Here is a 21,883-nt window from a genome sequence, read left to right as displayed (position 1 = left end):
TTCTTAATGTACTATAAGCGCAACGGCCTTGCGACCTTCGTCTCTAAGATGTTTAAGGGCGGGTTTCCGTCTGATCAGGTTTCGGTAATCCCTACTGACAAAAAACTCGCCCCTATTGACTTTTAAAGTGCTGCTCGTTGTTGGGTTAAGGGATGGTAGGAGTTGCAGCAGTGGCAGTGCGGCTGCCGGTGCCTTGATAGACAGCAGTGCCGATAGAAAATAGCGACACTTGAAACTCATCAATACATTTTTTCATTTCTTCAACGCTAATTTCATCATTTGCCAGAGCAATTCGCAGATACTCTGCTTTTTGTGCCAATTCAGCTTTAGTTTCCTCTGTGATCAGATCAGCATTTTCTTGGAGAGTTGCTTGATAGTTGTAGAACAAGCTATCTGCTTGGTTTTTCATGTCGGCAATTTCTTTGCGGCGGCGGTCAATTTCTCCATACATTTCCGCTTCTTGGCGCATTTTTTCCACTTCACTTTCACTGAGTCCGCCGGTATTAGTAATTTGGATTGTTTGCGCTCGTCCCGTGCCTTTATCTGTGGCAGAGACTTGCAGAATACCATTTGCATCTATTTCAAAAGAAACCTCGATTTGGGGGATACCGCGTGGGGCTGGAGGCAGGCCGGTGAGCAAGAATTTGCCCAAACTTTTATTATCTTTTGCCATTGCCCGCTCACCTTGGAGGACGTGAATTTCCACCGATCTTTGACCATCGACAGCAGTAGAAAACATTTGCGACTTACTGCTAGGGATAGTAGTGTTTCTTTCAATAACTTTAGTAAAAACCTCTCCTAAAGTTTCAATGCCCAAAGAAAGCGGAGTAACATCTAATAACAATAAATCTTGAACTTCGCCACCGAGAACACCGGCTTGAATAGCGGCACCAAGAGCCACTGCTTCATCCGGGTTAACGGAACGGTCGGGAGTTTTGCCATTAAAAAATTTACTAATAGCCGTTTGAACAGCAGGGATGCGAGTCGAGCCGCCTACTAAAAGAATGCGGTCGATATCATCAACAGTCAAACCGGCATCCTTAATAGCTTGAGTAACTGGCTCCATTGTCCAGTCTACCAAAGGTTTCACGAGTTCTTCAAAGTTGGCGCGGCTGAGTTCCATTTCCAGATGTTTAGGGCCGGTTTCATCAGCGGTAATGAAAGGCAAATTAATACTGGTAGCCGTCATTGTAGACAATTCAATTTTCGCCTTTTCTGCGGCTTCGCGGATGCGTTGGAGGGCCATTTTATCTTCTTCCAGGTTAATGCCTTCAGTCTCGTAAAACTGCTGCATCATCCAGTAGGCTAAGCAAGTGTCAAAGTCATCACCGCCGAGGTGATTATTACCGGCAGTAGCTTTAACTTCAAAAACCCCATCACCGAGTTGAAGAACCGAGACATCAAAAGTACCGCCGCCGAGGTCAAAAACCAAAACCGTGTGGTCTTCGTGTTGTTTATCAAGACCATAGGAGAGAGCAGCGGCGGTAGGTTCATTGATAATACGGAGAACTTCAAGACCTGCAATAGTACCGGCATCCTTAGTTGCTTGACGTTGAGCATCAGTAAAATAGGCCGGTACAGTAATCACCGCTTGCTGGACAGTATCGCCGAGATAATTTTCTGCATCCTGCTTAAGTTTTTGCAGAATCATCGCTGAAATTTCTTGCGGCGTATAGTTGCGGTTGCGAATTTGGACATCAACCGTATTATCACGACCAGCCACACAAGTGTAGGGAACACGAGAGCGCTCTTCTTGCGTATCATCCCAGCGCCGACCGATAAAACGTTTAATACTAAACACAGTATTTTCGGCATTAGTCACGGCCTGCCGTTTAGCTAACTGGCCAATCAAGCGTTCCTCTCCTTTGCCAAATCCAACGATGCTCGGAGTTGTCCGACCGCCTTCAGAATTTGGAATAACGATAGGTTGACCGCCTTCTAGCACGGCAACACAACTATTTGTTGTTCCCAGGTCGATGCCAATGACTTTACCCATAATGCCTTGGGGATAAATCCCTCAAAATGTTTTTAGTATTGATTCTATGGCAGTATTCCGCATTTTTACGGATTTGCGATCACTTCGGGGTCAAATTTTAATGATTTGTTGATGACCCCGGAGGTGAGCTTTAGGTATTGCTGCCTTCTTGCGCTTCGCCTTGGTCGGTTGGGGTGGCAGGTTCGGGAGCCGCCGCAACTTTTACCATCGAATGACGCAAAACTTTTTCGCCCAGCACATAGCCTCGCACGAGTTCTTCAATAACAGTGCCTTCCGGCTGCTGGTCGGTAGTTTCCCGCATGACGGCTTCGTGGAAGTTGGGGTCAAAAGGTTGACCTTCAGGACGCATAGGCGATACTCCAGTGCGTTTGAGACAGTCCACCAAAAGCTTGTACACGCTTTGATAACTTTTGTGAATATTCATTTCACTGTCTGTTTGCGGTTTGATCACTGACCTGGCCCGCTCAAAGTTATCGACCACCGGCAAAAGTTCCTTGAGGGTGGAACATTTGATTTGAATTTCTTGGTCTTCTTTTTCTTTTTGGGTACGCTTGCGGAAGTTGTCAAAATCTGCCGCCAGCCGTGCGTACTGATTCTTGACGTCTTCCAATTGCGCTTTTAGCTGTTCATTTTCTCGTGTTTTCGTTTCGATTTCGGCTTGAGCGATTGCTAAGGCTGCTTGTTGAGAATCACTCTGCGTTCCACTGTAGGAGCCGGCCATTGCTTGAGCATAGGCTTCCAAGTCCGGTGAACCGATATCGGCTAAATCGACATCAGGTTGTTCGTCCGGGGCTGGTGGGTTAGTCTGGTTGGTCGTTGTTTGAGAGCCCTCTGCCGCGTCTTCGGGGCTTTGGGGGTTATTGTTTGAGGTTTCAAAGTCGATCATTATCGGTCAATCCCACGCTAAAGAATTGCGTCTGTTGGCTACAATCTATGACAGTTAACCATTTTGACATCCTCTGACTTCTAATGGCACTCTCCCCCCTTGAAGGTTCCCGTCCCTAAACTGTGTAATCAACCGACAACAGCGCTGGAATTGGCGACTGCTTGCCTTTGTTTTTCAGGGCTTTTGGGTGGTTGGCTTGGGTGTGGAGTATTGCCCCTTAACACACGCTCAAGCAAGGCTATGTTAAAGTCAGCAGCATAGCTAGGACAATTGTGGCGTCATAACCAGTTAAAGACTACTCAAACCCTATTAACACAGTTAGACTAAGGTAGATAGTCTCAGTCTTATCTGAAGCGCGGCTCCACCTATCACATAAATAGCTATAGGAGGTACTTATAATAATTTTCCCAACAGGACTATAGCAAGATAGTAAAAAAACACTTTAGCCGGCTTCATAGTTGGTGGTCGGCGCAGGGAATACTAAGAGCCTATAGGCTTGTTGAGTGCCGGCCAACAAGTCAGCATCCAACAGAACATCACCCAAAGCGTTGCCAAAACAAAGAGGGATGGTAGTTTGTGGAGATTGTCCCAAAAATCTCTAGCACAAACAAGATTTGTAAAAAAAATAACTAGAATGCGGTCTGCTGCCTAGAATAATCATACAAGCAGGCGGGGCGTGGTTTTTCTCAACAACGGACAAGGAGATCGAGTTAAACAGCTATGACTAACTATTCAACAACAAAGCGGACGACTGCACTCGTAAGTATTCAGAGTAAATTTTCTCCTTTCGGCAACAAAGTCATTCAAGCAGGCTATGCTGACAGCACACAGCTACAGCAAGCCCTCAACAAAAGCCGGGAAGAAGGCAAATCGCTGCTAAAAGTTCTCGAAGAAATCACCGGCAAAGAAATTCCCCCAGAATTACTACGCCAGTACAAAAAATTACAGCTATTTGAATTAAAACTACTTTATGGAGTCGAAGCCTTTGACCCAGAAATAGCTCAAATAGCGCCAGAGCAAATTGGTCAACTAATCGAAACATTAATTAAAGAAGATATCTGCCGACGTCACCAATTAATTCCCCTCTCAAAAGATGAGGCAAATAACTCAGTTTTGGTGGCAATGGTTAACCCAGATAAACTGGATGCCCAAGACGATTTAAACCGAATTTTGCGGCCTCAAAGTCTATCTTGGCAGCGGCGGGTGATCGCCCAGGATGACTACCAGCAATTTATCTCACAATACTTGGATGAACAAGTTAAACAACAAGCCCCAGGCAAAAAACAAGCCCTCGACTTAGACATCAACTCCGATGCTTTTGACGATGCCGAAATGGGCGAAGCCGAAGTGTCGGATGTGGACGGCATGGACTTAAACAAAGCGTTGGGAGAAGCAGAATCCCCGCCAATTGTCAAGGCCGTTAACCAAATACTTGCTCGTGCTTTAACCGATGGAGTATCCGACATTCACATCGAACCGCAAGAAGAATATCTGCGAATTCGGATGCGGAAAGATGGAGTATTGCACGAAGTCACGCGAATGCCGAAAAAAATTATTAACCCGCTGATTTCGCGTTTCAAAATTTTGGCAGATTTAGATATTGCCGAACGCCGGAACGCTCAAGACGGAAGGATTCGGCGGATTTTCCAAGGACGGACAGTGGACTTTCGGGTAAACTGTTTGCCCAGCCGCTACGGTGAAAAAATCTGTATGCGGATTTTGGATAACTCTTCTACCCAGCTTGGTTTGGATAAGTTGATTACTGACCAAGAAGCCCTCGCCAAAGTGCGGGATATGGCTTCGCGGCCTTTTGGGTTGATTTTGGTTACAGGGCCAACCGGCTCAGGGAAATCGACTTCGCTGTATTCTGTTTTGGCAGAACGCAACGATCCGGGGGTAAATATTAGTACCGCTGAAGATCCGATTGAGTATGCCTTGGAAGGGATTACGCAGTGCCAGGTGATTCGGGCGAAGGGACTGGACTTTACTAACTTGCTGCGGGCGTTTATGCGGCAAGACCCTGACGTGATTTTGGTGGGAGAAACCCGCGACCACGAAACGGCAAAAACGGCTATTGAAGCAGCCTTGACCGGCCACTTAGTGTTAACAACCCTGCACACCAACGACGCAGCCGGTGCGATTGCTCGTTTGGATGAAATGGGGATTGAACCTTTCATGGTGGGTGGGTCGTTGATTGGGGTGCTGGCCCAGCGCTTGATGCGGCGGGTTTGCGGAGAGTGCCGGGTGCCTTATACACCTACTTCTGATGAGTTGGCTCGGTATGGCTTGACAGCTTCGCGGGAAACGGAAGAGACGTTTTATAAGGCAAACTTTGTGGCACCGGCAGAACGAGCCGCTGGCAAGGAGGCGGGAACTTTATGCCCGAAGTGTAGCGGCACCGGCTATAAAGGACGGGTTGGGGTATATGAAGTGCTAAAAAATACCGAAGCCCTGGCTACCTTGATTTCCCAACGTGCTCCAACCGAGCAAATTAAGGAAAAGGCGGTTGAGGAAGGGATGGTGACACTGCTGGCCTATAGCTTAAACCTTGTCCGCCAAGGCTATACAACCTTTGAAGAAGTCGAACGGGTGACGTTTACAGATTCAGGGTTGGAGGCTGAATTGAAGGCAAAACGAAAAGTGGGGTTAACTTGTAAGTGCTGCTCTGCCGGTTTGCAACAAGAATGGCTAGATTGCCCTTACTGTATGACTCCGCGCTTCAAAGACTAAACGACAACGCACACAGATCGGTTGATTTGTGTGCCTCTGTGGACTTAAGCACTCCGAGAAGTTCGAGTTTATGAAAATCAAAATTTTTGGGCAACCTAAGTGAAACCCAAAATGCCATCCCACTGCTCCATTATTTCTTTGACGGATTTTTGATGGAGCGCTAACTCAAATAAAAACTAAATTTCGCATTTAGGAGATAGAGCAATGCCAGATTACATGATTGAAGACGTAATGGAGTCGCTGGTCGAGCAAGGCGGCTCGGATATGCACATTCAAGCCAGTGCGCCTATATATTTTCGCGTCAGCGGTAAACTCACCCCCCAACCGCAATTTGGGGAAATTTTGGAGGCTCAAGACTGCCAACGCCTGATCTTTAGTATGCTCAACAATAACCAGCGCAAAGATTTGGAGCAAAACTGGGAACTGGATACTGCTTATGGGGTGAAAGGGTTATCTCGGTTTCGGGTCAATGTGTATCGGGAACGCGGTTGCTGGGCTGCTTGCTTGCGGGCTTTGGCTTCTAAGATTCCCAATGCGGATGCGTTGGGTGTACCGATGGTGCTGCGCGAATTAACAGAACGTCCGCGGGGAATGTTGTTAGTCACCGGCCAGACGGGTTCTGGAAAAACAACGACAATGGCGGCGTTGATAGATTTGGTGAACCGGACGCGAGCAGAACATATTTTAACGGTGGAAGACCCCATCGAATATGTTTATCCCAATATCAAAAGCTTGATTCACCAACGCCAAAAAGGAGAAGATACGAAAACTTTTGCTAACGCCCTCAAAGCAGCTTTGCGGGAAGATCCAGATATTATTTTGGTCGGAGAAATGCGAGATTTGGATACGATTGGTCTGGCAATCTCGGCGGCAGAAACCGGCCACTTGGTTTTTGGAACTTTGCACACCAACTCGGCGGCTTCTACAGTTGACCGGATGCTAGATGTGTTTCCGCCAATTCAACAACCGCAGGTTCGTGCTCAGTTGGGCGGTGCGCTGGTGGGGGTTTGCTCTCAAAACTTGGTGGTCAAGATTGGAGGAGGTCGTTGTTGTGCTCAAGAAATTATGGTGAATAACACGGCTATTGCTAACTTGATTCGGGAAGGCAAAACGTCTCAAATTTATTCGGCTATCCAAACGGGGATGAAGATGGGAATGCTGACGATGGAAATGGCATTAGCTAAACTATATAACGAGGGCAAAATTAGCTGGGAAGCAGCGATGGGTAAAGCTGGGAAACCAGAAGAACTTGGTCGCTTGATTGGGCCGTCCCCTGCTGCTGCCCCTGCGGGACAAAAAGCCGGTGGTCGTTAAAAAGAGATTTGGTGATGGGGGACAAAGGATTGGAAAAAGTTAAACAAAAAGAGTTTTTTCTAACCTTTGTTTTCAGGTTCACCAAGGATCTAAAAAGCAGTAAATACTCAACAATTAAAGATAGAAAATCCTTATTTTTTGTTTTTAATTGTTGATTTAAAAATTAAAAATAGATGGTTTAGGAGAAGCGAATATGGCTGTGGCATCAGTAGGGCCGGGTGCGAAGAAAGATAAAGCCGGTGCTAAAGGGTTTGATTTGAGTGCAATGTTGGCGAAAATAACGGTAAAAGATAAAGCCGTTTTTTCTCGTCAGCTTGCGGTTATGTTTAATGCAGGTTTACCGATTGTCAAAGCTATTGGCGTTTTGTATGAACAGTGCGAAAACCCAAAACTAAAAAAAGCTCTGGGAGCAATTAAAGCCGATATTGAGACCGGGATTCCCCTCAATGAGTCGATGCGGAAATTTGATGATTGCTTCGATAAACTCTACTGCGCGATGATTCAGTCAGGGGAATTGGGGGGGGTGCTAGATAAAGTTTTGAATAAGTTGGCGATTATGCTAGAAAAATCGGCCAAACTACAAAACCAAATTAAATCAGCTTCGTCTTATCCGAAGGCGGTGGGGACGATTGCAATTTTGGTGTTTTTTGGGATGACGACTTTTTTGCTGCCAACTTTTGCCAAAATTTTTACAGAATTAGGCTCAACTTTGCCACCGTTGACGGTGTTTATGTTGGCTTGTAGTGAGTTTTTCCGTACTCCTTGGAAACTCGGTTCGCTGATAGGAACCATTTTTGCTTTGAGAACGGCTTTTAATGCTTATTACAAAACTCCTGTGGGCCGGGTGCAAATCGATGGCATTATGCTGAAATTACCTTTGATTGGGGATTTGCTGCAAAAAGCTGCGGTAGCTCGTTTTTGTGGAACTTTTGGGATGTTGACCGGCGCCGGTGTGCCGCTTTTAACTTGCTTTGAAATTGTGGCCGATACGGCGGGAAATCAAGTGATCGCTAATGCCATTATGAAGGCTAAAGGCGAAGTCGAGCAAGGAGGCAGTTTAACGTCGGCGTTTGCCAGAGAAAAAGTCTTTCCTAATATGGCGATTTCGATGATGGCAATTGGGGAAGAATCGGGGGAAATTGATAAAATGCTCCAAAAAGTTGCGGATTTTTATGAAGATGAAGTTGAGCAAGCGGTTAAGGGTTTGAGCAGTATGCTGGAACCTATTATGATGGTGGGGATTGCCGGTTTGGTAGGGGCAATTCTGATGTCAATGTATCTGCCAATGTTTGCTGTGTTTGAAAAATTGGGTTAAAGGGATGGTGCAGGTAAAACAGTCCCACTATGAAGAATTGCTGGCAGAGTATTCTAATGCTTTGTCGGCTATTTCTTTGCTGAAACAATACCGGCCTTATTTGGAGTTGTTGCCAAGTATGCGCCGGCCTGATGAAAGTATTATTACGATTCCTTTGCCGGTGGTGAGGGTTCGAGATGCTGTTGTGCCTCCGGCGGTTGGGGGCAGTGCAGTTTCTAAACAGTCGGTTTGTTTGCCTTGCGATATTGCAATTTTAATGTGCGATCCTGAGTGGAAGGTGAAACTGGGGGCAGAAATTCTAATTTTTATTCACCGCAGGGGTGAAGATTTTTCTGATTTGTTAGGACGCTGGCGACAAACTCAGGTTTGGTTGGATCAAGGTTATGAATGGTTAATGCCGTTGCGCCACCAACATATTCTTAGTGAGGAGGCTGAGAATATTTATCCTCTGTTTGTTTTGTTTGCTGAGACTCCGGAACGAATTAAACGGGGTTTAAAAGATGCTTATTTACCCTTTGTGGTTCAAAGTTTAGATTTGCCGGTGGAACCGGAGTTATCGGAGGAAATATACAGCGGTCAGGAATGAGTGGGGGGTTGTTAAATGTTTTGTTTAACTCTTTTATCCTCGCTGTGAATGGTGAGGGTAACGTATTATTAAATAGGCTTTTATCTCTAATGTTTTAATCAGGCAGAACATTTGTTTTGATCTGTGTTAAAAATTTAAATGTTATTAATGGTCTTAATATAGTGATTTTTTGATGACTAGGCACGGGAAAAAACCGGCTTCTAATAAAAGAAATGGGGTTTGTAAGACCTCCTGGTTGGGTTTCGTTACTCCGCCCCACCTACAAATCTGAAAGCTGCGAGAAGCAAAATAAACAATTAAAGATGAACAATGAATTATGAATATAGACCAAGTGGCGGCTGCTTTTGAAGGAAAAAATTATCAAGAAGCAGCAAAATTATTAAAAGTTTTATTAAAGGAATCGCCAGAGAATCCCTGGGTACAGGTTTATGTGGGAAAGATGCATGAAGTTTCTGGCAAAAAAGAGGAAGCAGAAAAAGTTTACCGGGATGTTTTGCGAAGTGTCACACATCCCAAAATAGTAGCGGCGGCGCGTCAGGGTTTACAGCGTTTAGAAGATCGGGAAAAACAACGCCGGCAGCAAGCGATTGAACAAGCAAAAGCAGATCCAACTCAGCAGGAACTTGGAATTTTATTGATAGAGCCAATTAATCGGGATAATAAGGCAGAATTGGCTAAAAATTTTGCTCGTGTTATGCAGTTAGATCCTTATACGGCAAGGTTGCTTTTGCCGACTCGGAATTGGCGACTTTATCGCACCGGCCGGTTGGGAGAGTTGCAAGTTTATGTGCGAGAATTAAAAAATGGGGGAATTGGGGCTTTTTGTGTTTCTTATCCGCAAATAGAGACGATTAAAGTTTTTGAAGTATCTTATTTTAAAGCGGTGAATCCGAAAGGAGTTGTTGTTTGTAAAAATGAAAATGACCAGCTAGGACAAATTAGTTTTGAATGGGCGGAAGTGGCGCAGCAAGTTGAGGGTTTGATTCCAATTTTTAAAGCTTATGCTGATTTTGATTTGATTCGAGATAAAGTTGATTATAAGGAGCAAACACAAGATTTCGCTCATGTTTGGGATTTACATTTGCCGCGCCGGCGCTGTATTTTGCGGTTGATTAATCAACATTATGATTTTCAGCAGGGAATGCGGTTTACTCCGCCGCCGGTTAAAGGAATGACGGTGAAACCTACGGTGGGGGAATCGTGGGGCCGGTTAACAAATTGTTTAATGCAAAAAGTACCTAAAATAACGACTTCGGCTGAGTTTTTACCTTTTGGGGAGTCGGTTGTTAGGGAGGAGGAAGCTTTGAGCAGAATTAAACCTCAGTTAAATTTGTTTCGGCGCAGTGAGAGTAATTGGGACCCGGCGTTTGAACTTTTTAGCCGGTTGGTGTTTTTGAAAAGTCAGATGGTGGAAAAATGAGCAGGTATGTCTTAAAGGGTATAAAAATTTTTTTTGACATTCTTGGGGGTGTTTGATCAGAGGTACTTCTCAAGAGTGATTTTTAGATGGCTGCCAGATTTGGATATTGTGTGCCAATTTTGGCTGATGAAGAGGCGGGAAACGACCGCAATTAAGGGCGCAGTGTAGCCGCATCGCTTGTAAAGCTGTAGGGAAACCCTGAATCGGCCCGTTTTTAGGTTTATCCCTGGGTGGGGAAAATGAGGCGGGGATGGGGGAGGCCGGTTATAATGGGCCAAGTTAAGCAAAACTTACCAATGATTAGTGTATGATTACCTATTAATAAAAACTTTTGTTAACGTTTGTCTCGTTGTAATACAATGAGTCACAAACAAATTCAATAAGTCTCTCAAATCCAAACATACCTTCAGACGGGAGTACCAGTCTTTGACCGGCTGCTGCTCGTCTATTTGTAAAACTCGCGCTTTGGCCAGTTCAAAACATGGAAACGCTAGAGTTTGTCATTTATCCAGATGGTCGGGTTCAGGAAAAAGTCACTGGCATTATTGGCGCTTCTTGTGCGGAGGTAACAGCCGCTATTGAAGCGCAACTCGGACAGGTACTTCATACTGAACAAACATCTGAATATTTCGCCCAAACTGTCAACCAGTCGGCAACGGCGGTGACTCACACCACTTATAGCGAGTGGTGAGATTTTTTCTTTATTCCGGTTCGTTCACTTAGTTAGTTAGGAACAAAGTATGTCTCACTTTAGCCAAATTAAAACTCAAATCCGCAATCTGACTTCTTTGCAAGCGGCTTTAACTGATTTGGGCATTGACTGGAAAGCCGGTTCCAAAGATGTACGCGGCTATCGCGGTTTGACTGCGAAAGCAGATGTGACTATTGAGCAGCAAAACGGTTATGATATCGGTTTTAGCTGGAACGGTGCCGAGTATGAATTGGTGGCGGATCTGCAATTTTGGCAGCAAGCGTGGTCTGTGGATCGGTTTATAAACATGGTCTCACAACGTTATGCTTACCACACCGTGATTAACGAAAGTGCGAAAAGCGGTTTCCAAGTTGCTGAACAGCAGAAAAATCAAGATGGGACAATTCGTTTAGTGTTGCAACGCTGGAGCGCTTAAGATGTCGCAAGTATCTCCACCGGCAGAAGGCTACGATCCAGAAAGGTCGGGTTTTGAACCGGAGTTAGGGGGTGCTTTACGCAATGACGCCCAGCGAAGTGGTTTTGAACCAGAACTCGGCGGCGCGTTGCGACAAAAGGGTGTTTATGTGGACGAAATTACTTGCATTGGTTGCAAGCATTGCGCTCATGTTGCCCGAAACACTTTCTATATTGAACCCGACTATGGCCGCTCTCGCGCAATTCGGCAAGATGGTGATCCTGAAGATATTATTCAAGAAGCCATTGATACTTGTCCGGTTGATTGCATTCACTGGGTTGATTATACGGAGTTAAGAAACCTGGAAGAGGAGCGGAAATATCAGGTTATCCCGGTTGTGGGGTTTCCTGTTGATCATGCAACGATTGCGATTCATCAGCGTCGCAGTAAGGAAGAGAAAAAACGCAAAAAATCTCAGTGATTTTTATGTTTTTCTTTTCTTCAAAAAATCCCGTCATCATTGCTTTTTGTAGGCGTGAGGCGGGATTTTTGATGAGAGAAAGAATGATTTTAGCGATTTTTTGAAGTGGCTCACGAATGACACATAAAGTTTATTTCAAGGGATGATGTTCGACGAGTAATTTTTCTACTCTTGCTTCATCAATGCGGGCGGCTAGTTGTTTTGATTCGTGTTCGTCGCGGATGGTTTTGCCTAAACTGAGGGTTGAGCCTACGGTGAAAACTAAACCCATTCCCATATAACTTTTAATCCAACTATCGACCGGCAAGTAGAAAATCCCGATGCCGGTGGCGCCGAAAGAAATAGCAAAAGATAACCAAGCTTGAATAACCCAGGCGGCGCTATGAGTTTGTCTGGGACTAGAATTAACTGAGGGCATAATTTGTGAACCTCCGGGTGGTAGTTGAGGGGGGTGGTAGTTGTTAAGTTGATTGTGGTTTGGTTTGCTGGGGAAAAAGTAGTTAGTATTAACAGTTTTCTAACTGTCTGTTGGCCGGTGGGGGATTTTATTTTTTTTTGCTTTTATTTAGGCTACAAATAAAATTTTTGAGGTAGAAATTTTTGTTAAATTGAAACAGAAAAATGGAAAATAGACTATTTTATTTGTAGCTTTTAAAAAGGTAGAAAGTTTTGAAGAAAGGAGGGGGCCGGTTAAAAGCTTGTGACAGCAAAGGGGAGTGGCATAAAGGAAATCTAATTCAGACTTCAGGGGCTTATAGAGTGGCAATACCTCGTTTGAGAGCGGCGATGAGTGCATCGTCAGTTCCCACCTCACCCCCCGTCAGCAAACCACCTAAACTTTCGGCTAGGTATCCAAAAACACCGGCCCAACTTCACCCACCCTAAATCCTCACCCAACCGCCAACGCCACATGATAACCCTTACCATGCTTCTCAACCTTAAAAGCACTCGAAGACTCCAAAAACTTCGGAAACTTACTCCCTAACTGTAACTGCTTCATCGTCTTAACAATCGATTGCCCGTATTCTTTCTGAAATTCACTGCCAATATTTGAAATGCAAATAGAACTGCCAGGAGATTTAGCCGTCAAAGACTCTATAATCCCAATCAAAGCCTGCTCAAATTCCGCTGGAGATTTGATTCTGCAAAGAGAAGCCGAATCTGCCAATCCAACCTCATAATTTTTGCCATTTTGTCTTAAAATAAAAGGCGAACAACTCTCTAAAAACTTAGTTAAATTTGTAGCAACTTTTAATTTCTTGACAATAGCATTTGCCGTTTCTCCATAAACCTTATGAAACTCGGCACTTAACAAACTTACCGAAACGATTTGATTCGTAGATTTAATCTTAATCGATTCCAAAACCTGAATTAATGCTTCTTGAAACTTCTCTGCTGAATCAATTGTTTTCTCAAAGAAAATGGTTTTAACTTCAGAAATTGGCGATTTAGAACCGTTATTCACCGGCACCGTTTCTAAAACAGGCGAAAAACCGTTTAATTTTACTTCACCGGCCCCCATTAAACTCGTCTTTGTTAAATGCTGCCGTTCTTCAAGCAAAGAAGCAAGCACCGACAACCGGCCCATTGTTTCCGAAATCGACTGCTGTTCATTCTTCAACAACTCATCAATTTTTTGAATCAACCCATCATAGGAAGGAATTGGCGAAGCCAGCGGAACCGAATAATGTTTAACTTCCCCCGTCTGCCGATTTTCAACAATCAAATTATTTTCCTGCCGGCGCACCCGAAAAACCCTTAAACCTTGACTTTGCAACTGATTACACAAATGCGTTAATAACCCATCCGAAGAACAAACAAAAACCTCCCTCACATTCGGATAATGTAAAAAAATCGATGACCCCACCGCAATCATTTTCGCATCCGCACTATTTTTTCCTTCCGGTACATGGATAAGCTGATAACCTCGGTCGTACAGTTCCCCATCTTGCTTACTCAAATTTTGATTTCGCCAGTTTGCAAAAGCAATTTTTACTTGCAAAGGATACCCACATAAACCCGCTAAAAAATTTTCAATCAAAACATCAAGTTTCAGATTTTCTGCATCGAGGAGTAAAACAGCGATGCCAGCGGGAGATTCTCTAAAGGCGGTTGTTAAAGGAAAAATCATCGGCATTGCCTCAGCAGGGGTCACTTGCCTTTGTCCCTCAACGGAAACCGCAACAGCACTCTCCAAGGCTGCCGGTGGCCCTACCGCTGCATCTTCCAAGAATTGTTTACCACAATCTTTGCAACGGTAACGCTGCCGGCCTTTGCTATGGCCGTTTTTATAGCAGGATGTCGATTCGCATTTGGGACATTTCATATTACTAATTATGCCAACTGAACTCAGCGTTGCCGGTGAGCGCATAATATAAAAAGTTATTTAACATTTCTTAAAACTATGGCCAGAGATTTGCGTGGGTTTCTGAAACTGCTGGAAGAACGGGGCCAACTACGCCGCATCAAGGCGTTGGTAGATTCTGATTTAGAAATTGCCGAGATATCGAATCGGATGTTACAAGCTGGGGGGCCGGCCCTGCTTTTTGAAAATGTCAAGGGTGCCGAATTTCCAGTGGCGGTGAATTTATTAGGAACCGAGGAACGAGTGTGCTGGTCAATGAATATGCAAAAACCCCAAGAATTAGAAGAATTGGGTAAAAAATTGGGGATGTTGCAACAACCAAAACCCCCCAAAAAAATCGCTCAAGCAGTGGAATTTGGCAAAGTTTTATTTGATGTTCTCAAAGCAAAACCAGGACGGGATTTTTTCCCAGCTTGTCAGCAAGTTGTTTTGGAAGGGGATAATTTAGATTTAAATAAAATTCCCATGATTCGTCCTTATTCGGGAGATGCCGGTAAAATTATTACTCTCGGTTTAGTAATTACCAAAGATTGCGAAACCGGCACCCCAAATGTCGGCGTTTATCGCTTACAACTACAGTCAAAAAATACAATGACTGTGCATTGGTTATCAGTGCGCGGTGGTGCCCGTCATTTACGCAAAGCTGCGGAACGAGGCAAAAAGTTAGAAATTGCCATAGCTTTAGGAGTTGACCCCTTAATAATTATGGCAGCAGCGACTCCTATTCCTGTGGATTTATCTGAATGGTTATTTGCAGGTTTGTATGGTGGTTCCGGTGTAAATTTAGCCAAATGTAAGACGGTTGATTTAGAAGTGCCTGCTGATTCCGAAATTGTTTTAGAAGGCACAATTACCCCTGGTGAAATGTTACCAGATGGGCCCTTTGGCGACCACATGGGATATTACGGCGGGGTGGAAGATTCGCCTTTAGTTCGTTTCCATTGTATGACGCATCGAAAAGATCCGATTTACTTAACAACTTTTAGCGGTCGTCCGCCGAAAGAAGAAGCGATGATGGCAATTGCTTTAAATCGCATTTATACGCCCATTTTGCGTCAACAAGTCTCGGAAATTGTAGACTTTTTCTTACCAATGGAAGCGTTAAGTTATAAGGCGGCAATTATTTCGATAGATAAGGCGTATCCCGGTCAGGCGCGGCGTGCTGCTTTAGCATTTTGGAGTGCTTTGCCACAATTTACTTACACTAAGTTTGTGATTGTCGTGGATAAGAGTATTAATATTCGAGATCCGCGTCAAGTCGTGTGGGCAATTAGTTCTAAAGTTGACCCGTCGCGGGATGTTTTTATTCTGCCGAATACGCCTTTTGATACCTTAGATTTTGCCAGTGAAAAAATTGGTTTGGGGGGTCGAATGGGAATTGATGCAACTACGAAAATTCCGCCAGAAACTGAGCATGAGTGGGGCGAACCTTTAGAGTCTGATCCTGATGTGGCGGCGATGGTTGAGCGCCGGTGGGTAGAGTATGGTTTGGGGGATTTAAAGTTAACGGAGGTGAATCCTAATTTGTTTGGATATGAAATGAGGTAAGTTTGTGCAGAAACCGGCTTTTTAAAATTGCTGTAGGTTGGCTTTACCCTGTCTGAAACCCAACAGCATTTTAGCAATACTCAAAAAAAAAGCTGGGCAAAGCCCAGCTTACAATTATCCGAAATAAATTAGCCTAACAAAGCCTTAGCTTTTGCCACGACATTATCAACAGTAAAGCCGAATTTCTCCAAAAGCACCTCACCAGGCGCAGAAGCACCAAAAGTGTCAATACTTACGGTATCACCTTCACTGCCAACATACCGGCACCAGCCAAAGCTAACAGCAGCTTCAACCGCCAAACGCTTCTTAACAGACTTCGGCAAAACAGACTCTTTATAAGCCTCATCTTGCTCATCAAACAACTCTGAACAAGGCATAGAAACGACGCGAACTTTCTTACCTTCGCCGCGTAATTGTTCAGCCGCTTTAACGCAAAGTTGAACTTCCGAACCGGTTCCAATCAAAATAATATCAGGAGTTTCTTCAGCACCAGAAAGAACATAAGCACCCTTGCTTACGATATCAATAGAAGAACCATCCAAATTAGGTAAATTTTGACGAGACATCGCCATCAAAGAGGGACGTTTGCGGTTTTGAATTGCTACCTTATAAGCACCAGAAGACTCATTGCCATCCGCAGGACGGAACACCAACAAATTAGGAATTACGCGCAGAGAAGCCAAGGTTTCAACCGGCTGGTGAGTGGGGCCATCTTCACCCAAACCAATCGAGTCATGGGTCATCACATAAATAACGCCAACTTCTGCCAATGCAGACAAGCGAATTGCAGCCCGCATATAGTCAGCAAACACCAAAAACGTAGCGCAATAAGGAATTAAACCAGAATTGTGCAAAGCAATACCATTGCAAATTGCACCCATCCCGTGTTCCCGCACACCAAAGCGCAAGTTACGGTTTTGGTATTGACCTTTTTGGAAGCTACCTTCACCCTTAATTTCTGTCAAGTTAGAGTGGGTTAAGTCAGCAGAACCGCCCAATAATTCCGGCATATTTTTTGCCAGAGCATTCAAGCAATTTTCCGAATGTTTGCGAGTTGCAAGAGCCTTATCTGCGGGGGTGTAGCTAGGCAAACCGCTATCCCAACCTTCAGGCAGCTTACCGCTCAACATCCGATCAAACAAAGCTGCTTCTTCCGCATACTTGGTGCGATAGGTAGCATAGGTTTCTTCCCACTCAGCTTGATAGCTGGCACCGCGCTCAACGGCTTTGCGGAAGTGAGCCAGCACATCATCGGGAATCACAAACGGCTCATAGTTCCAGCCGAGGTGTTCGCGGGTTGCTTTGACTTCATCGCCACCCAAAGCAGCACCGTGAACACCGGCAGTATTTTGCTTATTGGGAGAACCATAACCGATAGTTGTTGTCACCTTAATCATTGAAGGCTTATCGGTGACAGATTTAGCTTCAGCAATGGCGGCGGCAATGGCATCGAGGTCAGTGTTACCATTTTCGACGTGGAGAACGTGCCAGCCGTAAGCTTCAAAGCGCTTGCTTACATCTTCGGTGAAAGAAATATCGGTAGAACCATCAATCGAGATGTGGTTGTCATCGTAGAGAGCGATTAATTTACCGAGTCCAAGGTGGCCGGCCAGCGAGCAAGCTTCACCAGAAACGCCTTCCATATTGCAACCATCACCCAAAATCACATAGGTGTAGTGGTCAACAATTTTGCAGTCGGGTTTGTTGAATTTGGCGGCGATATGGGCTTCAGCCATTGCCAAACCAACAGCATTAGCAATACCTTGACCGAGGGGGCCGGTGGTTACTTCCACGCCTTCGGTTTCAAAGTTTTCGGGGTGTCCGGGGGTTTTAGAGCCCCATTGACGGAAGTTTTTAATTTCTTCGAGGGGTACGCTGTCATAGCCGGTGAGGTGCAGCAAAGCGTACTGCAACATACAACCATGACCGGCAGACAAAACAAAACGGTCGCGGTTAAACCACTTCGGATTTTTTGGGTTAAACCGCATGAACTGATCCCACAGCACAAACGCCATTGGCGCGGCACCCATCGGTAGACCGGGGTGGCCAGATTTTGCTTTTTCTACGGCATCAATTGCCAAAAAACGGATCGAATTTATACAAAGTTCTTGTAGAGTTTGGGTTGCGACTGCCATGTTCGTTATTTTGTGTGAGAACGGTGCGGGTTTATTTGAAGGTTGAGACTTGCTACAGACGCGACATTTCGCGCCTCTAAAATAATCGTCCCAAAATTTTTATCCCCATCATCCCATTACGGGGATCGATGGGCAAGGGGCAATTAGGAATTGGCTTAATGGCCCATGACTTTTGTCATTAGTCCTTTGTCCATAGTCATTAGTCAAAGCCAAAAACCAATGACCAAGGACAAGTGACCAAGGACAATGAACCAATGACCAATTACCCAACGTACTTTTTAAACGCCAAGGTGACGTTATGACCGCCAAACCCAAACGAGTTAGACAAAGCGACGTTTACGGTTTGGGCTCGGCTGGTGTGGGGCACATAGTCCAAATCGCAGCCTTCATCGGGGTTTTCTAAATTAATCGTTGGTGGGATGCGGTCATTGGCAATGGCCAAGGCTGTCGCCACCGCTTCGATACCGCCAGAACCTCCTAACAGGTGGCCGGTCATCGATTTGGTAGAACTAACAGCAACTTTATAAGCTGCTTCTCCCAAGGCTTTTTTAATGGCTGCGGTTTCTGTGGGGTCGTTGGCGCCTGTGCTAGTACCGTGAGCGTTAATGTAGCTGACTTGATCGGGGGTTATTCCTGCATCTTTCATAGCTAACTGAATTGCTCTGGCTGCACCTTCACCTCCCGGCACCGGCGAGGTCATGTGGTAGGCATCGCAAGTCATGCCATAGCCGACAATTTCCGCATAGATTTTCGCACCGCGAGCTTTGGCGTGTTCGAGTTCTTCGAGCAGCAAAATACCGGCCCCTTCTCCCATCACAAACCCATCGCGGTCTTTATCAAAAGGCCGGCAAGCTTTGGTAGGGTCATCGTTGCGGGTCGAAAGTGCTCTAGCTGCTGCAAACCCTGCCACCGACAAAGGCGTAACTGCTGCTTCACATCCCCCGCAAATCATCGCTTGCGCTAAACCTTGCTGGATAATGCGAAATGCCTCACCCACTGCATTTGACCCCGCTGCACAGGCAGTCACGGTGCAGTTATTTGGCCCTTTTGCGCCGGTGTGGATGGCGGTTAAACCGGCAGCCATGTTAGCAATCATCATCGGAATCATAAAAGGGCTGCATTTGTTTGGCCCTTTGGTCAGGTAGATTTCTTGTTGGTCTTCCAACACTTTTAGACCGCCGATGCCGGTGCCGATGATCACGCCTACCTGTTCTGCGTTTAGCTCGTTGATTTCAAAGCCGGCATCTGCAAGAGCCTGCTTGCTGGCTGCTACCCCAAACTGAGCAAAACGATCCATCCGTTTCGCTTCTTTGCGTTCTAGGTACTCATGGGGGTCAAAACCCTTTACCTCACCGGCAATACGGCAATCGTGGCGTGATGCGTCAAATAAGGTAATCTCGCCTATTCCATTTTTACCGGCCATCAACCCGTCCCAATATTCGGCCAGGGTATTTCCTATCGGTGTAATTGCACCGAGTCCTGTTACTACAACTCGTTTTTTTTCAAAGTTCGACATAATTCAGTTTCGAGGGGTTCAACGCCCAAAACGCAGAACAGATTTGTCAATAGTCATTTGTCCATAGTCCTTTGTCCTTTGTTGATTAAATGACTAATGACTAATGACTAATGACTAATGACTAATGACTTTTTAGGCAGCAGTGGCAACTTTGCTGCTGATATATTCGACAGCAGATCCAACTGTCGATAGTTGTTCGGCGGCTTCGTCTGGAATTTCAATTTCAAATTCTTCTTCTAAAGCCATTACCAATTCAACCTGATCTAAAGAATCTGCTTCTAGGTCGTTTTGAAAGCTTGCTTCTGGGGTGATTTTGCTTTCGTCTACTTCTAGTTGATCGGCAACAATTTTTTTGACTCTGCTAAAAATGTCTTCTTGACTCATATAGATTTCCTCGTGGGCCGCAGCTATTTCATCAATTGATGTTTGTTTTTGTTGGGTTCGTCAAAGCCTGACCGTCCCGTTTGCCTGCGATTGGTTTGTTTTTCCTTGTTGCCGGCCTCTGTTTTAAATGGGCCGTTTCGGTTGACTCCAATGCAGGGCATTTGTCCATCTTATCGGAAAGGGGGTCAAGCCGATAATTTTCACAGACTGTTTTACTATTGGCTGCGGTCTGGGCTATAGGAGGCAGGCTTAAGGGATTGTAATAAATCTTCTGATTTTCTCACAAAAAAGCGATGATAGTACAGCAGCGGTCAATTTTTTCTCTAACCATTCTGTTAACTAGCCCGCTCAAAAGGAACTGCTATGTCATCGCAAACGCTTCGATATGCTTATTTTCCCGGTTGTGTGGCCCAGAGTGCCTGTCGGGAGTTAGACCAGTCTACAAAAGTTCTCTCAAAATCTCTGGGGATTGAGCTAATTGAGCTAAAAAAGGCTTCCTGCTGTGGTTCGGGGACTTTTAAGGAAGATTCCCAGCTTTTGGAAGATACGGTGAATGCTCGTAATATTGCTTTGGCTGAGCAATTAAATTTGCCTCTCCTTACTCATTGCAGCACTTGTCAAGGAGTTATTGGTCATGTGGATGAACGTCTCAAGGCTGCTCAGTCTGACGATCCGGCTTATATGGAGAAGGTGAATAATTTACTTCATCAGCAAGGCTGTTCGCCTTATCAGGGAACGACTGAGGTTAAACATTTACTTTGGGCTCTTGTTACGGATTATGGTTTGGAGGAAGTTCAAAAGCGGGTAACTCGCAAGTTGGCCGGCCTCAAGTGTGCTGCTTTTTATGGTTGCTATCTCCTCCGTACTCAAAAACATTTAATTTATGATGACCCGTTTCAACCGGAATCTATGGAAAATGTTTTTCGGGCCATCGGTGCTGAGCCAATTTACTATCGCGGTCGTACTCAGTGCTGTGGTTGGCCGCTTTCTAGTTATGCGACAACCGAATCTTTTAAAATGGCCGGCGCTCATCTTCAAGAGGCTCTTGACAAAGGGGCTGAGTGTATGGTAACGCCTTGCCCTTTATGTCATTTGAATTTGGATTCGCGTCAGCCAGAGGTGGAAAAAACTCTGGGGAAAAAGTTGGGGTTGCCGGTGTTACATTTGTCGCAGTTGGTGGCTTTGGCTTTGGGGGCTGACCCGAAGGCGTTGGGTCTTGACCGGCATATTGTCTCGACAAAGCCGGTGTTGCAAAAGTTAGGTTTGTAATTATTGCTCTCGTTGTAGGTTGGGTTGACGCTGGAAACCCAACCCCCAGTTTTTGGGTTTGTGTTATGATTTATAATCTTTCAGTTTTGGCAAGGCCGAAAAACCAGGCCGGTGTAAACCGAAAAAATATAAGAAATTTCTATCTTAAGCATTGGTTTGGCCCCTAGCCCAAAAAAAGCATTCGTAGCTTCTTAATCAATTGAAATAAATGCGGATTCCGCTAAACAAAGTTACTTAATATTCGTTAACAATAACCAAAAATTAATCAATAGCAAGGTTTTGAGTAGGGTTGGGGCGGGCTAAATATTGAAATTTCAAGGGAAAAGCAGAAAAAGAGGGGGAGGGAATTATTAAGCTATTTAAAGTTTTACTGCCTTTTGTGGGATGAGGGATCGAGCCTAGGATAAACTAAGCCTTGATCTAAACCCCGCCGTCAAGAAGAGGATTATGGCCAAAGGCCATTGCTAATTGCGGCAAATTATAGACTACCAAAGCGTTTAATACTCATTTGGAGCCTTAATTAAATGTCTCATTCGGTTAAAATTTACGACACCTGCATTGGTTGCACTCAGTGCGTCCGCGCTTGCCCGACTGATGTTTTGGAAATGGTACCCTGGGATGGCTGCAAGGCCGGTCAGATTGCGTCTTCTCCTCGTACAGAAGACTGTGTGGGTTGCAAACGTTGCGAAACGGCTTGCCCTACTGACTTTTTGAGCATCCGTGTTTACCTGGGTGCTGAAACAACTCGCAGTATGGGTCTGGCTTACTAAGCGAACGCCACCTGCATCGCCACCGGTTGAAACCGGTGGCTACACGATTAAAAGAAAACCCC

Annotated in this window: 19 protein-coding genes; 11 read left to right on the top strand and 8 right to left on the bottom strand. The window is 45.1% G+C overall.

The window, feature by feature from the left end; translation table 11 throughout:
* Positions 1-145: 145 nt before the first annotated feature.
* The 3 genes from dnaK to NG798_RS10820 all read right to left on the bottom strand — a co-directional run bounded on the left by dnaK (position 146) and on the right by NG798_RS10820 (position 3,474).
* Positions 146-1,996 carry a molecular chaperone DnaK gene (dnaK, locus tag NG798_RS10830; RefSeq protein WP_261222528.1) on the bottom strand — a complete coding sequence of 617 codons (1,851 nt, stop codon included), beginning with the start codon at positions 1,994-1,996 and terminating at the stop codon, positions 146-148.
* A gap of 130 nt (positions 1,997-2,126) precedes the next feature.
* Positions 2,127-2,882: a nucleotide exchange factor GrpE gene (gene grpE / locus NG798_RS10825; RefSeq protein WP_261222527.1), complete on the bottom strand. Its 756-nt coding sequence runs from the start codon at positions 2,880-2,882 to the stop codon at positions 2,127-2,129.
* Positions 2,883-3,324: 442 nt separating this feature from the next.
* Positions 3,325-3,474, bottom strand: coding sequence for a hypothetical protein (locus NG798_RS10820; RefSeq protein WP_261222526.1), 150 nt, complete (start codon positions 3,472-3,474; stop codon positions 3,325-3,327).
* Between the two features lie 128 nt (positions 3,475-3,602).
* Here NG798_RS10820 and NG798_RS10815 point away from each other — a divergent pair, with 128 nt between their 5' ends.
* The 8 genes from NG798_RS10815 to NG798_RS10780 all read left to right on the top strand — a co-directional run bounded on the left by NG798_RS10815 (position 3,603) and on the right by NG798_RS10780 (position 11,834).
* On the top strand, positions 3,603-5,612 hold the full coding sequence (locus tag NG798_RS10815; RefSeq protein WP_261222525.1) for a GspE/PulE family protein: 2,010 nt from the start codon (positions 3,603-3,605) through the stop codon (positions 5,610-5,612).
* A gap of 204 nt (positions 5,613-5,816) precedes the next feature.
* On the top strand, positions 5,817-6,926 hold the full coding sequence (locus tag NG798_RS10810; RefSeq protein WP_261222524.1) for a type IV pilus twitching motility protein PilT: 1,110 nt from the start codon (positions 5,817-5,819) through the stop codon (positions 6,924-6,926).
* A gap of 193 nt (positions 6,927-7,119) precedes the next feature.
* Positions 7,120-8,241 (top strand): type II secretion system F family protein, encoded by a 1,122-nt coding sequence (locus tag NG798_RS10805; protein ID WP_261222523.1) that lies wholly within the window; start codon positions 7,120-7,122, stop codon positions 8,239-8,241.
* Between the two features lie 7 nt (positions 8,242-8,248).
* A complete protein-coding gene (locus NG798_RS10800; protein WP_261222628.1) occupies positions 8,249-8,827 on the top strand; it encodes a hypothetical protein in 579 nt (192 codons plus the stop codon).
* Positions 8,828-9,143: 316 nt separating this feature from the next.
* A complete protein-coding gene (locus NG798_RS10795; RefSeq protein WP_261222522.1) occupies positions 9,144-10,247 on the top strand; it encodes a M48 family metallopeptidase in 1,104 nt (367 codons plus the stop codon).
* A 481-nt stretch (positions 10,248-10,728) separates the two neighbouring features.
* Positions 10,729-10,938: a DUF2997 domain-containing protein gene (locus NG798_RS10790; RefSeq protein ID WP_261222521.1), complete on the top strand. Its 210-nt coding sequence runs from the start codon at positions 10,729-10,731 to the stop codon at positions 10,936-10,938.
* Between the two features lie 49 nt (positions 10,939-10,987).
* Positions 10,988-11,374: a DUF1257 domain-containing protein gene (locus tag NG798_RS10785; RefSeq protein ID WP_261222520.1), complete on the top strand. Its 387-nt coding sequence runs from the start codon at positions 10,988-10,990 to the stop codon at positions 11,372-11,374.
* Between the two features lies 1 nt (position 11,375).
* Positions 11,376-11,834, top strand: a complete 459-nt coding sequence (locus NG798_RS10780; RefSeq protein WP_261222519.1) for a ferredoxin — start codon at positions 11,376-11,378, stop codon at positions 11,832-11,834.
* Positions 11,835-11,964: 130 nt separating this feature from the next.
* Here NG798_RS10780 and NG798_RS10775 read toward each other — a convergent pair whose 3' ends face one another.
* Together NG798_RS10775 and NG798_RS10770 are read right to left on the bottom strand one after the other, a co-directional pair.
* Complete coding sequence (locus NG798_RS10775; protein WP_261222518.1) at positions 11,965-12,252, bottom strand: YiaA/YiaB family inner membrane protein; 288 nt, start codon at positions 12,250-12,252, stop codon at positions 11,965-11,967.
* A gap of 471 nt (positions 12,253-12,723) precedes the next feature.
* Positions 12,724-14,160 (bottom strand): NYN domain-containing protein, encoded by a 1,437-nt coding sequence (locus NG798_RS10770; protein ID WP_261222517.1) that lies wholly within the window; start codon positions 14,158-14,160, stop codon positions 12,724-12,726.
* Between the two features lie 78 nt (positions 14,161-14,238).
* On the opposite strand from NG798_RS10770, the gene NG798_RS10765 reads away from it, so the two are divergent.
* A complete protein-coding gene (locus NG798_RS10765) occupies positions 14,239-15,747 on the top strand; it encodes a UbiD family decarboxylase (protein WP_261222516.1) in 1,509 nt (502 codons plus the stop codon).
* Between the two features lie 128 nt (positions 15,748-15,875).
* Here NG798_RS10765 and tkt read toward each other — a convergent pair whose 3' ends face one another.
* From tkt to NG798_RS10750, 3 genes are all read right to left on the bottom strand, one after another.
* Positions 15,876-17,882 carry a transketolase gene (gene tkt, locus NG798_RS10760; protein WP_261222515.1) on the bottom strand — a complete coding sequence of 669 codons (2,007 nt, stop codon included), beginning with the start codon at positions 17,880-17,882 and terminating at the stop codon, positions 15,876-15,878.
* Between the two features lie 262 nt (positions 17,883-18,144).
* Entirely contained in the window at positions 18,145-19,398 is a 1,254-nt protein-coding gene (gene fabF / locus NG798_RS10755) for a beta-ketoacyl-ACP synthase II (RefSeq protein ID WP_261222514.1), read from the bottom strand.
* Between the two features lie 132 nt (positions 19,399-19,530).
* Complete coding sequence (locus tag NG798_RS10750) at positions 19,531-19,782, bottom strand: acyl carrier protein (RefSeq protein ID WP_261222513.1); 252 nt, start codon at positions 19,780-19,782, stop codon at positions 19,531-19,533.
* Between the two features lie 363 nt (positions 19,783-20,145).
* Here NG798_RS10750 and NG798_RS10745 point away from each other — a divergent pair, with 363 nt between their 5' ends.
* Positions 20,146-21,051 carry a CoB--CoM heterodisulfide reductase iron-sulfur subunit B family protein gene (locus tag NG798_RS10745; RefSeq protein ID WP_261222511.1) on the top strand — a complete coding sequence of 302 codons (906 nt, stop codon included), beginning with the start codon at positions 20,146-20,148 and terminating at the stop codon, positions 21,049-21,051.
* Positions 21,052-21,575: 524 nt separating this feature from the next.
* Positions 21,576-21,821 (top strand): photosystem I iron-sulfur center protein PsaC, encoded by a 246-nt coding sequence (gene psaC, locus NG798_RS10740; protein ID WP_006515950.1) that lies wholly within the window; start codon positions 21,576-21,578, stop codon positions 21,819-21,821.
* Positions 21,822-21,883: the final 62 nt, after the last annotated feature.

Origin of the sequence: Ancylothrix sp. D3o (genome assembly GCF_025370775.1) — a bacterium.
Lineage (GTDB): Bacteria > Cyanobacteriota > Cyanobacteriia > Cyanobacteriales > Oscillatoriaceae > Ancylothrix.
The sequence above is the reverse complement of the archived record's forward strand: the minus strand, read 5'-3'. Positions and strand labels throughout refer to the sequence as shown.